General features: G+C 66.1%; 10 protein-coding genes. 4 read left to right on the top strand and 6 right to left on the bottom strand.

The window, feature by feature from the left end; genetic code table 11:
- The first annotated feature begins 76 nt into the window (after positions 1–76).
- Together HF854_RS02775 and HF854_RS02770 are read left to right on the top strand one after the other, a co-directional pair.
- Positions 77–943, top strand: coding sequence for a zinc metalloprotease HtpX (locus tag HF854_RS02775; protein WP_168934911.1), 867 nt, complete (start codon positions 77–79; stop codon positions 941–943).
- 139 nt (positions 944–1,082) lie between these two features.
- Positions 1,083–1,502 (top strand): DVU_2496 family lipoprotein, encoded by a 420-nt coding sequence (locus tag HF854_RS02770; protein ID WP_168934910.1) that lies wholly within the window; start codon positions 1,083–1,085, stop codon positions 1,500–1,502.
- Positions 1,503–1,890: 388 nt separating this feature from the next.
- Here the strand turns inward: HF854_RS02770 and HF854_RS02765 are convergent, their stop codons facing one another.
- Both HF854_RS02765 and HF854_RS02760 read right to left on the bottom strand, forming a co-directional pair.
- Positions 1,891–2,814, bottom strand: a complete 924-nt coding sequence (locus tag HF854_RS02765; protein WP_168934909.1) for a hypothetical protein — start codon at positions 2,812–2,814, stop codon at positions 1,891–1,893.
- A gap of 11 nt (positions 2,815–2,825) precedes the next feature.
- A complete protein-coding gene (locus tag HF854_RS02760) occupies positions 2,826–5,486 on the bottom strand; it encodes a valine--tRNA ligase (RefSeq protein ID WP_168934908.1) in 2,661 nt (886 codons plus the stop codon).
- Positions 5,487–5,581: 95 nt separating this feature from the next.
- On the opposite strand from HF854_RS02760, the gene HF854_RS02755 reads away from it, so the two are divergent.
- Positions 5,582–7,024, top strand: coding sequence for a BPL-N domain-containing protein (locus HF854_RS02755; protein ID WP_205906009.1), 1,443 nt, complete (start codon positions 5,582–5,584; stop codon positions 7,022–7,024).
- Between the two features lie 93 nt (positions 7,025–7,117).
- Here HF854_RS02755 and HF854_RS02750 read toward each other — a convergent pair whose 3' ends face one another.
- From HF854_RS02750 to HF854_RS02735, 4 genes are all read right to left on the bottom strand, one after another.
- The gene (locus tag HF854_RS02750; RefSeq protein WP_168934906.1) at positions 7,118–8,092 is read right to left on the bottom strand and encodes an AEC family transporter; all 975 of its coding nucleotides are present in this window, start codon (positions 8,090–8,092) and stop codon (positions 7,118–7,120) included.
- A gap of 290 nt (positions 8,093–8,382) precedes the next feature.
- Positions 8,383–9,363, bottom strand: coding sequence for an AEC family transporter (locus HF854_RS02745; RefSeq protein ID WP_168934905.1), 981 nt, complete (start codon positions 9,361–9,363; stop codon positions 8,383–8,385).
- A gap of 189 nt (positions 9,364–9,552) precedes the next feature.
- Positions 9,553–10,248 carry a carbonic anhydrase gene (locus tag HF854_RS02740; RefSeq protein WP_168934904.1) on the bottom strand — a complete coding sequence of 232 codons (696 nt, stop codon included), beginning with the start codon at positions 10,246–10,248 and terminating at the stop codon, positions 9,553–9,555.
- A 110-nt stretch (positions 10,249–10,358) separates the two neighbouring features.
- Positions 10,359–11,003 carry an OmpH/Skp family outer membrane protein gene (locus HF854_RS02735; RefSeq protein WP_168934903.1) on the bottom strand — a complete coding sequence of 215 codons (645 nt, stop codon included), beginning with the start codon at positions 11,001–11,003 and terminating at the stop codon, positions 10,359–10,361.
- A gap of 237 nt (positions 11,004–11,240) precedes the next feature.
- On the opposite strand from HF854_RS02735, the gene HF854_RS02730 reads away from it, so the two are divergent.
- Positions 11,241–12,356: a hypothetical protein gene (locus HF854_RS02730; protein WP_040369755.1), complete on the top strand. Its 1,116-nt coding sequence runs from the start codon at positions 11,241–11,243 to the stop codon at positions 12,354–12,356.
- Positions 12,357–12,376 lie beyond the last annotated feature (20 nt).

Here is a 12,376-nt window from a genome sequence, read left to right as displayed (position 1 = left end):
CCCACCTCTTGCCACTTTGCTGACGCATGCTTATCTACAGTGAGCGAATCCCTACCTCGCACATCAAGGAGATACCATGACCAGCCAGATCAAGACCGTGCTGCTTCTCGCCCTGCTTTCCGCCATCATCATCGGCCTGGGCGGCATCATGGGCGGCCGCACCGGCATCATCATCGCCTTTGTGATCGCCATGATCATGAACGTGGGTTCCTACTGGTATTCGGACAAGATCGTGCTCTCCATGTACCAGGCCCGCGAGCTGTCCGAAGACGAAGCCCCCATGTTGCACCGCATGGTGGCCGAGCTTTCCGTCAATGCCGGCATCCCCAAGCCCCGCGTCTGTGTCATCCCCGAAGACGCGCCCAACGCCTTCGCCACCGGCCGCGACCCCGAGCACGGTGTGGTGGCCGTCACCGACGGCATCATGCGCATCCTCAGCCCCGAAGAGCTGCGCGGCGTCATCGCCCACGAGATCGGCCACATCGCCAATCGTGACATCCTGATCCAGACCATCGCCGGTGTGCTGGCCTCGGTCATCGTCAGCATCGCCAACTTCATGCAGTTCGCCGCCATCTTCGGCGGCAGCAGCAATGACGAGGAAGGCGGCACCAACCCCATCGCCGCGTTCCTGCTGGCCATCCTGGCCCCCATCGCCGCCAGCATCATCCAGATGGCCATCTCCCGCTCGCGTGAGTACCTGGCCGACGAGACCGGCGCCCGCATCTGCGGCCAGCCCCTGGCCCTGGCCGGTGCCCTGCACAAGCTGGGCGTGGCCAGCGGACAGATCCCCATGCAGAACGGCAACCCCAGCACCGAGCAGATGTTCATCGTCTCGCCGCTGTTCGGCTTCGGCGGCGGCAGCATGGCCAACCTGTTCAGCACGCACCCGCCGCTGGAAGAACGCATCGCCCGCCTGCAGGAGATGAGCCGTCAGGCCCGCTAACGGCCATCCCCGCCCCTCCGGCATACGAACCTTTTGACAAAAAAGCGGGCTTGGTGTGTAGTCAGCAATGACGCCACCTGCCCGCTTTTGTCGTGCCCGGGGGCGAATCTGATGCCGGTACGCCCGGCAGGAGAATGACATGAAACGTTTCCCCGTGATCCTTGCCCCCGCCCTGCTTGGGTCTCTTCTGATGCTGGGCGGCTGTGCCACCACAGGCCCCAATACGGCCCCCCTGCCGCCCGATCGTGACTGCCAGGACGTCTACACCGTGGCTCCCGGCAATTACATCATCGACATCGCGGGCGGCTCCATGGTCGTCCTCGACCCGGCCGTGCAGGACTTCCCCCTGTTCTGCTCGCCCGAAGAAGCCCGTGCCGGCCTGAAGACCGCCATGGACAACGGCGCCCTGCCTGCCGGGGACTGGCGCATCTACCGCCTCAACGGCACCCTGCAGGAGATCGGCCAGCAGCCCGAACCCGGCCATTACAGCCTGGCCCGCATGGCCCGTCTGGTGGACTGGGTGAGCAAGGCCGAAACGGAAGACCCGGACAAGAAATAGCCTGTCCCCGTACCGGGGCGGCCCTGCCCAAGATCCCATGCCGTCACAGGCCTGGCGGACTTCCTTTGTGCCTCAAATGCAAACAGCCAAAGCGCTCCATCCTTGAAGGACGGAGCGCTTTTTTATGACCAGCACGGGCGGCATCGAACACCGGCCCCCCTTCCCCAGTCCATCCCGCCTCCCCTCCCCCCCTTCCTGACGCCCTACGCCCTTCCTGACGCCAGAAGCGGCGAGAGCGCCCTCCCCTCAGGGAAAGGCGCTCTCGCTGCTTCACAGGGCCACTCAGGCCCATGATAAAAGTTTTTGGAAGGATGTGGGGGGAGCGTGAGGGGGGAGAAGGAGAACCTTTTTCCAAAAAGGTTTCCTTCTCCCCCCTCACAAAACATTCTTATTGCGGCAGCGGGCAGGGCGTCAGGAAGAACGCACGCTCCTCCTGTACCAGCGAGACGATCTCGCGCAGGCCTTCCAGCGTAGGCTGCCCCTTGTTGGCGGTCAGCAGGCCTTGCAGCTTCTTGACCAGAGCCGCGCGGGCCTCGCAGTCTTCCAGGCCCAGCAAGCCCTTCTTGCCAAGGATCTCCAGGGCCTTGCCGTGCCGGGTGGCCAGACCGGTATGCACCTGATAGAGCGGCTCCAGCGTGTCGCTTTCCGCAGCGGCCAGCACCATGACCGAGGCCATGTACAGGCGCTCCAGATAAAGGCCGTACAGATGCGCCCCCAGCAGGCGCAGCAGCTGGTCGTCCTGACGGGCGGCCTCCAGCAGGCGGGAAAGCTCCTGCTGGCGGAAGCGCGCCAGAATGTTCGCGGACTCCTGACTGTGCGGGGCCTTGCGGATGCGGGCCATGTCCTTGCTGTTCAGCGTGGGCAGGGGCTTGCCCACCAGCTGCTGGAGCAGCTCGTTCTTCTTGGCCGCGTCGGACACATCGCCGAAATAGAAGGCATACATCCTGTCAGCGGCCAGCATGCCGCTGAGCACGGCCAGCTGGTCCTGGCTGCCGTCCACGGGGCACATCTCGCCCGTGATGGTCAGGTCGGGCTGATAGATGAAACCGGCCTTCTTGAGCAGGCCGATATCCTGGATGCTGTTCACGATGGCATCACTGTCCAGCAGGGGGGCCAGCCCGTCCACCACATGGGCACGGGCCGGCAGAGCGGACAGGCAGAACACCAGCAGGAGCAGCAGGCAAAACAGCGGCGCGGCCGCCGGCCTCCGGCCCGAAAGACCGGAGGCGACGACCGCGCCGGGCACGACGCCCACCGCTCCGCGCCCGGAAGCGCAGAGCATGGGGGGCGTGGCAACGGCGGACATCTTCATGACGTTGTTCCTTATTCCTCGTTGAGGGCTTCGCTGAAGCGCTGGCGCAGGGCCTGCATCTTGGCCTTGGCATCCAGCAGCTGTTCGGCACGGGCGCGTTCGCGTTCCACAACCTGGGCGGGAGCGCGGCTCACGAAACTTTCGTTGTGCAGCTTGCTCTGCACGCCCACCAGATCCTTTTCCAGTTTGGCCATCTCCTTGTCCAGACGGGCCAGTTCGCCGGCCAGGTCCACGGCGCCCTTGAGGGGCACGATGACCTGGCAGCCGCCCACCACGGAGGAGGCGGAAGCCTTGGGAGCGTGCAGGTCGGCACCGATCTGCAGGTCTTCCAGGCGGGCCAGGGTGGTCATCATCTGGCGGCAGCTTTCCAGCAGGGCGGCCTGGGCCTCGTCCACAGGATGCAGCATCAGGCTCACCTTGTGGCTGGGGCTGATGTTCAGCTCGGCCTTGATGGTGCGCACGGCCACGATGATGCCCTGCACCAGTTCCATGCGGGCGGCCTCGGCTTCATGCAGGCAGCCGGGACGGGCGGCGGGATAGAGCTCCAGGGCGATGTCCGTGGGCTGCTCGCCGGCGGGCACGGGCAGGGCGTTCCAGATCTCGGCCGTGACGAAGGGGATGATGGGATGCAGCAGGAGCAGCAGCTCGCGCAGCACCACCCACAGCACATACTGGGCCACGGGCTTGCGGGCCTCGTCCTGCATGTCGGGCTTGATGAGTTCCAGATACCAGTCGCAGAACTCGTTCCACAGGAACTTGTAGCCCAGCTGGGCGGCGTCGTTGAAGCGGTACTCTTCCAGCGCCTTGTCCATGTCCTGCTTGACCTGCTCCAGACGGTGCAGGATCCACTGGTGGTGCAGGCCTTCCACGCTTTCCAGGGCCACCGGGGCGGGCGCGGTCTCGGGCAGGTTCATGAGGGCGAAGCGGGCGGCGTTCCACAGCTTGTTGACGAAGTGGCGGTAGCCTTCGATGCGGGCTTCGGACAGGCGGATGTCGCGGCCCATGGCGGCAAAGGCCGTCAGGGTGAAGCGCAGGGAGTCGCAGCCGTACTTGTCGATCATCTCCAGCGGGTCGATGACGTTGCCCGTGGACTTGGACATCTTGCGGCCGGTCTCGTCACGCACCAGGGCGTGCAGGTACACGTCGTGGAAGGGCACCTGGCCCATGAAGTGCTGGCCCATCATCATCATGCGGGCCACCCAGAAGAAGATGATGTCGAAACCGGTCACCAGCACGCTGGTGGGGTACCAGGTGGCCAGATCCTTGGTCTGCTCGGGCCAGCCCATGGTGGAGAAGGGCCACAGGGCCGAGGAGAACCAGGTATCCAGCACGTCCTCGTCCTGCTTCAGGTCAGTGCAGCCGCACTTGGGGCAGGAGCTGGGGTCGTGCTCGGCCACGATGAGCTCGCCGCACTGCGCGCAGGTCCAGGCGGGGATGCGATGGCCCCACCAGATCTGGCGACTGATGCACCAGTCGCGGATGTTGTCCAGCCAGTGATAGTAGGTCTTGGCCCAGGATTCCGGCAGGATGCGGGTCAGTTCGGGCACGGCCTTGCGGGCGGCGGGAGCCATCTTGGTGGTGGCCACGAACCACTGCGTGGACACATGCGGTTCCACCACGGTGTGGCAGCGGTAGCAGTGGCCCACGGAGTTGTCCAGGTCTTCCACGGCCAGCAGGTCGCCGGCGGCTTCGATGTCGGCCACGATCTTCGTGCGGCAGTCTTCCTTCTTCAGACCGGCGTAGGGGCCGGACTCGGCCTTCATGATGCCGTCTTCGTCGATGACCTGCAGGAATTCCAGATCGTGCTTCTTGCCCAGGGCCCAGTCGTTGTGGTCGTGGCAGGGGGTCACCTTGAGGGCGCCGGTACCGAACTCGCGATCCACGTAGCTGTCGGCGATGATGGGGATCTCGCGGCCCAGCACGGGCACGATGGCCGTCTTGCCCACCAGATGCTGGTAGCGCTCGTCCTCGGGATGCACGCAGATGGCGGTGTCGCCGGGGATGGTCTCGGGACGGGTGGTGGCGATGGTGATGCTGCCGGAGCCGTCGGCCAGGTGGTAACGGATCTTCCACAGCTTGCCCTTGTGGGCCTCGTGTTCCACTTCGTCATCGGCCAGGGCCGTATGGCAGCGCGAGCACCAGTTGATGATGTAGTCGCCCTTGTAGATCAGGCCTTCGTTGTAGAGCTGCACGAAGACCTTGCGCACGGCGGCGGACAGGCCTTCGTCCATGGTGAAGCGCAGGCGCGTCCAGTCCACGGAAGCGCCCAGGGCGCGGATCTGGTTGAGGATGCGGTGACCGTAGTCTTCGCGCCACTGCCACACGCGCTCGATGAAGGCTTCGCGGCCCAGGTCCTGACGGGTCTTGCCTTCCTTGGCCAGAGCGCGCTCCACCACGTTCTGGGTGGCGATGCCGGCGTGGTCGGTGCCGGGCACCCACAGCACGTTCTTGCCCTTCTGGCGGGCATGACGGCACAGCACGTCGATGAGGGTCTGGTTCAGGGCATGCCCGATGTGCAGGGCGCCGGTAACGTTCGGCGGCGGGATCACGATGGAAAAGGGTTCGCCCTGGGCATCCGGGTCGGGTGTGAAGGTCCTGTTGTCCTGCCAGTGGTCGCGCCAGCGCGCTTCCACGTCATGGGGCTCGTAGCCCTTGGGGAGGGTATCCGCCATCTTGCTTTCTCCATGAAAGGCGGCCATAGTACGCTGTTATGTGTGCCGCCAACCCTGTATGTATTCTTTGGGACGCGTCCCATATCTGGGGCCTTATGGTCTGGCGCGCCCTGTGCGCGCTGGGACTGCCCTGTCGTCTGGTCAAGGGACAAGACATAGCCAATGGCGCGCTTTTTCGCAAGCCATGCCCGCAGGGCACGCCCGGCAAGGAAAGGGGAGCGGCCCCGCTCCTGCTGGTCCCCGGCGGCAACGCCCGGCTCAAGGCGCGGGCCCTGGGCGAGAAGGGGCGGCAGGCCGTGCGCGACTATCTGGCCGAAGGCGGCCGTTACCTGGGCTTTTGCGGCGGCGCCGGACTGGCCCTGAGCCAGCACCGCAGCCAGGACGGGCTGGGGCTCTGCCCCTGGGGCCGCGCGCCCTATCCCGAGCGTCTGCACCATCTCATCTCCGGCCATGCCCACATGCGGGTGCGCTCCTGCATGGCACGCGACCTGCCCGCCGTGCGGCCGGATTTTCCCAAAGCCTTCCCGGACGGGGCTGCTCCCGATCCGCTGCGCCCGCCGCTGGGCGACGAGGCGTGCGCCCTGGTGCCGCCGCACTGGCGCGGCTGCGCCCACGGCCATGACGACGACTGCCGCCATTGCGGCAACTGCCGCCCGCCCCGGGATGATGGCCACGTGCCGTCCCTGCCCGTCTGGTGGCCCGGCCGCTTCGCCCCGGAAGCCGACGAACGGGTCAGCATCCTGGCCTCCTACCGTCAGCCGGATACGGACTTCTGGCTGGCCGACCTGCCCCTGAGCCGCATCCCGGCCCCTGTCTTCGAAGCCTGGAAGGACCTGTACGGGGTCAACGTCTCGGCGGACTTCCTCGACGGCCAGCCCCTGATGGTGGCGGGCAATTACGGCCAAGGCCGCTACGTCCTCAGCTATTCCCATCTGGAGACCCCGGACAGCCCCGATGCCAATGCCTGGCTGGCCCATCTGCTGCGCGTGCTGGCCGGTCTTGCGCCGCAGCGCGAGCTGGTGCCCGCCTGGGACCTGCACCGCAAGGCCGCGTTCCGCTGGCCCGACACGCCGCAGACGGCCCCCCTGCGCACCCTGCTGCACGGCATGCGCGAGCTGCTGGATCTGGGCGTGGAGCACAACCTCTTTTTCGAGCGCACCCCCTGGCTCTGGGGCTGGCGCCCCGGCTTGCCCGGCGCGGTCTGCAACAACCTGTATTCGTCCCTGCGCGTGCTCTGCGGCCTGCGTCCCGGCCAGGACACCCTGGCCGCCTGGGACGGCATGCGCGCCCGCTTCGCGGCCCTCACGGACATCTTCCTGCCCGGCGCCGAGGGCTATCTGCTGGCCTGCCGCCTGCGCGAGACCCTCTCCCCCACCATGCCCGACGCCGTGGACCGGCGCGGCCTCACCAACCAGCGCGAGGCCCTGTTCGGGCATCCCATGACCGGGGGCGGCATCGTGGGCGAACTGCTGGAGATGACCGACGAGCTGCTCTACCGCGGCCAGCAGGAAGATGCCTGCGCCGCGCTGGACGACTGAGCCGGCCAGGGGCCTCCTTGTCCGCACCATCAGCGGACGTGCTCTCTGCCGTGCAGACGGCGATCTCACATCTTCGCTTCCTGATCCTCTTCCCTACAGACAGCCCGCCCCCTGCAGCAGAAAGATGAACAGCATCAGGCTGACCATGCTGGCGGCATTGCTCAGTACGGCGGTCAGGGCCGCCTCTTCGGGCACGGCGCTGTAGACCTCGGCCAGCACCGAGGCCACCAGGGCCGTGCCGGTGGCGGACATGAGCACGCCCACGCCCAGCCAGAGCGACGGCAGGCCCGCCAGATGCATGATGCCCCAGCAAATCAGGGGATGGATGCCCAGCTTGCACAGCAGGAGCCAGGCCTGCCGGATAACCGTATGCCCGCCGTTGCGGCGCAGGGCCAGCACCAGCTTCTGGCGCAGGTCGAAGCCCAGGGCCAGCAGCATGCAGGGCGCGGCCGTACTGCCGATGAGCGCCGCGGCGTGATCCAGCGGCTGCCACAGCCCCAGCCCCGAGCAGGCCAGGGCAAGGCCCGCCAGCGTGGCCAGCAGCAGGGGGTTGCCCAGCAGGAACAAACGCAGCAGCTTCCAGATGCGGCCCCGGCCGTCGCCCCAGGCCGCGGAACCTGCCAGACAGTCCATGCGGATCTGGGCCATGATGACCACCACATTGGGCGTCAGGGCCGCCAGCCCGGCCACCACCATGGCTTCGTGATTGCCCGGCAGCAGGCCGGCCACGATGGGCAGGCCCACGAAGGCCGTGTTGCTGGCGCTGCAGGCCAGGCCGGAGATGATGGCCGGGCCCGTCCCCCGCCGGGAAAAAAGCCTGTCCACGGCGTAGCCCAGCAGATAGCACAGCATCTGCGCCCCGATGACGCCCAGCCAGAAACCGCCGTGGGCCAGATCCAGACGGCTCGCACCGGACAGGATATGCAGCATGAGCACGGGCAGGGCCAGCTTGAGCACATAAAGGCCCATGGCCGCGCCGGTATTCTCCGGCAGCACGTCGGTCATGTGGACCGCAGCCCCCACGGCTATGAGCAGAAAGACGGGAAGAACAGCGTAGAATGCTTCCATACGACACCTCCATGCGGACCGTAGTGTGGCTCTCCCGGAGGATGTCGCTTGCGGTGAGGGGAAAGATGCGCCTCTTTCCTCCGCTTGTCCAGAAAATTGTTTGTTTAACCAAACAATATATAACCTATTGAAAAAGCCCGGTATCGACCGGGCTTCGATAGAATTTTATCCAGCAGTGTGGAGCGCTTTGCAGGACAAGGCCCCGCAGGGCGCACGTCGGCGGGCGCCCCTCTGCCGCCCCTGCATCCCCAGTCAGGACACCGGCACGGCAGGAAGGCCGTCCAGGCGCATCAGATATGGCCCAGCAGACGCATCACCCAGATGAAGAAACTCAGCGAGAACAGGCTCAGGCCATTGGAGACCAGGGCCGTCAGGGTCGCCTCCTCAGGACCGGCATGGTGCACGTCCGCCAGCACGGGGACCACCAGGGCGGAGCCGGAAGCGGCCATGATGACCGAAACGGCCAGCCACAGGCCTTCCACGCCCAGCGCGGCCAGGATGCCCCAGCAGACCAGGGGCTGCACCACCAGCTTGCAGATCTGCAGGGCCGTCTGGCGCAGCAGCGCATGGCCGCCCGCGTGCCGCAGGACCACGGCCAGCCGCTCCCGCAGGGTCAGGCCCAGGGTCACGAGCATACAGGGGGCGGCCGTATGGCCCACCAGCTCGGCGGCCCTGTTCAGCGGATCCCACAGGCCCAGCCCCAGGGCCGAGACCAGCACGCCGCCCGCCATGCCCCAGAACACGGCATTGTACAGCAGCGAATAGCGCAGCACATGCAAGAGCACGGCCTTGCGCCCCTGCGGCATGGAGCGGGAAGGATCATGCGCGGCCAGCTGCACCTGCCCCACCACGAACAGAAGATTGGGCGTGATGGTGAACAGCCCGGCCACGAACAGGGCCTCGGCATTGCCCGGCAGGGCACTGGTGATGACGGGGATGCCCACGAAGGCGGCATTGCAGAAACAGCCGCCCAGGGCCGTCACGGTCGCCGCCGCGCTGTCGTGGCGGGCCAGGATGCGGTCGGCCGCGTAACAGACCCCGTAGATGAGGAACTGCGCGGCGATGACGCCCAGCCAGAACTGCGGATGCGCAAAACTCTCCAGGGGCGCGGTGGCCATGATCTGGAACAGCAGCAGCGGCAGGGCCACGTTGAGGACATAGAGGCTCAGGGTCTGGTTGGCGTTCTCGGGCAGGGCCCGGAAAAGATCCAGGCAGACGCCCAGACCGATGAGCAGGAACACAGGAACAACGGCGGAAAATGCTTCGATCATGCCCTTGCTTATGCTTCTCCCGGGCGGATGTCCAGAAGCGCAGGCTACAAAACCGGGCACCATAAAAAAGCCCGGGACAGCACGGGGGAGCCTGCCGGACAGCGGCCTTGCCGCCATCCGGGACAGGCCCTGCATCCGTACTGCCGGGCCATTTCTCAGCGTATGGGGAGGACAGGCGCCGGGCCTGTCCTAGGCCTGGCTGCCATGCGCATGGCAGCCACAGGCGGCATCCAGGGCCCCGCACTGGCGGCAGTGGGCCACCAGGGGCTCGAAGGTCTCGCTGTCCGGGAAATAGGCCAGCAGGGAGCCCTGCGACATGTCGAAATACCAGGCGTGCAGCGACAGCTTGTGGGCGGCCACCCGTTCCTGGATCCAGGGATAGGAGAGCAGATTGTCGATGGAGACCAGGATGGCGGCCTCTTCGCAGTGGCGCTGCCGGTCAGCCGGGCTCTCGTCGCGCACGTCCTCGCGCATCCGTTCCAGGGCGGGCGCGGCCATGGAGACCCAGTTGGCCACGAAGCTCTCGTCATGCAGCGATTCGGGGTTCAGCAGGGCCTGGATGCCGCCGCAGCCGGAGTGCCCCAGCACGATGATATGCTCCACCTTGAGGTGGTGCACCCCGTATTCCAGCACGGCCAGCACGGCATCGCGACGCAGGGCGTCGTCGGCATGGGGCACCAGGTTGGCCACGTTGCGCACCACGAAGATGTCGCCCGGGTCGCAGCCCATGAGCAGGGCCGGGTCGGCACGGGAATCGCTGCAGGCGATGACGATGGCCTTGGGATGCTGCCCCTTGTTCAGGGACGTGTAGTAGTCGTTCTCCGCATCGAAGTAGAAGCGGCGGAAGTTCCTGAAACCGTCGATGAATTTTTCAAAGTCTTTCATTGTTCCCTCAAAAATACCTCCCGCCGTGCGACACCTGGATGCCGCCGGACGGAAGAGACAAAAAGAGCCCCGGAAGGACCGGGGCTCTTGGATAGCATCGAAGACTGGGGCTACTTGGCCTTGGCTTCGGCCGGAGCGGCCTTTTCGGCAGCGGGCTTTTCGGCGGCGGGAGCGGGCTTTTCAGCGGGCTTCTCCGCGGCCTTGGTGTCCTGGGCGGCCTTGGCGGGCGCTTCGGCGGCGGGAGCTTCGGCCGCGGCGGGAGCTTCGGGCTGGGGGTTGCTCACGGACACGAAGTTGACCTTCTGCTTGTTCATTTCGTCCAGCAGGGCATTGGTCACGTCCAGGGCGGGATCATAGGCCACGGCCACGTCCGTGCCCAGCACCACGCTCAGGCCGTTGGCCTTGCGGTAGTTGTTCACCAGACGCTGGGTCAGGTCCAGCAGCTGGCTGACCACATTCTGCTGTTCGGCGTTGATGCGCTGCTGGCCACCCATGTAGATGGCCTGCAGTTCACGCTGCAGGGCTTCGTTCTCGGGGTCTTTGCCCAGACGGGCCTGCACGTCGTCGATCTGCTGCTGGATCTCTTTCTGCATGCCTTCCAGGAAGCGGCTGGCTTCCTTGCCGGGCTCGCTGTCACGCAGCAGGCGGTTCATATCGACCACGCCGACCTTGACGGCGGGTTCCTGGGTCTGCTGGCAGCCGCTGACGGCGAGGCAGAGGACGAGCAGGGAAAGGACGAGGAAACGAATACGCATGGGGAGTTCTCCTTGGATCATCCGCAAGATGTGCGGTTTCAGTCTGAATGGCCTGCTTGTACGATGTTTTGTTCCGGGACTCAACTCTTTTCCGCCGCCCCGCTCCGGCGTACGGCCGGGACGGGACCTCGTGCAAGACGGCACGCGCATTGACAAAGGTTGCGATATTGTTATTCTGAACGTTGTCCTTATTTCATAAGATCTTCAGGGCGGACCTGCCACCAAGCGAGAATTTTCGTGTCATACCACTCCCTGCGCACCCCGCGCGAAGCCATCACCGAGATCGTCAGACACGCGCCGCCCGAAGTGCGTCCTGCCATCATCGCCCTTATCCGGGCCGCCTACCGCTCCCTGAAGCGCGGCTACCAGCCCGATGTGCGGGCCGTGCCCCTGCGCAGCTGGCGCTCGCTGCTCCAGCTGCTCTCCTCCGTCGCCGCCATGCAGAGCGAGACGGAGACCCTGCTGCGTGTCTCCAACGACCTGCTCTCCATGGCCGACCATATGGCGCCCCCCGGAGAAGTGCTGCGCCAGAGCGCCGAGATCCTGGTCCATGCCCTGCATGCCGACCTCTATGTCTGCCGTCTGCGCAACCCCCAGGGCGAGTGGGTGGTGCAGGCCGCCGCGCGCCGTGACGGCGGCGGCATCCCCATGGTGGTCCCCGCCCTGGAAGAAGGCATCCGCAACCACCCGGTCATGCGCACGGTCAAGGAAGGCTCGGCCCGGCATGTGGTGTCCAACAACCTGCGGGGCATCGAACGCGGCGGCGAGTCCTTCGACTGCGTGGTCTACAAGGCGGGCTACCGTTCCCGTCTGGCCTTCGTGCTGCGCGAACGCAACGACCGGCCGCCCTTCGGCCTGGTGCTGCTCTACACCCAGCGGGAATACGGCTTCGAGATGTACGACGCCCACTTCCTGTCCAAATGCGCCCGCATCGTGTCCCTGACCACGGGCCGCCGCCTGGCCGTGGCCCGCGACACGCTGGAAAAGGCCGCCGGCGCCATGGCCCACTACGGCAACAATGCCCTGAACATCATGCGCAACCAGGCCGAATACTGCGGCGAGCTGGTGGAAGACATCGACAACAACCTTTCCCGTGCCCTGCGCCTTTCCCGCGAACTGCGCGCGGAGTTCCACGAGGATTCACGCGGCCAGCGCCTGGCCCTGGAACTGGAAAAGATCCTGGCCCGCGCCGACCTGACGGAACTGGCCGGGCATCTGGGCGGCGTGCTGGAAGGCACCCGCCGCATGACCCGCATCATCGGCTCCCTGAAAAAATCCGCGGAGCGTCCTTCCCTCATGCGCTACGCACTGGGGCAGGACGTCCTCAAGCTGGAAGACGACTCCCACGACTAGGCCGGGGCAGGCCGATCCCC

Source organism: Desulfovibrio piger (assembly GCF_012843875.1).
Lineage (GTDB): Bacteria > Desulfobacterota > Desulfovibrionia > Desulfovibrionales > Desulfovibrionaceae > Desulfovibrio.
The sequence above is the reverse complement of the archived record's forward strand: the minus strand, read 5'-3'. Positions and strand labels throughout refer to the sequence as shown.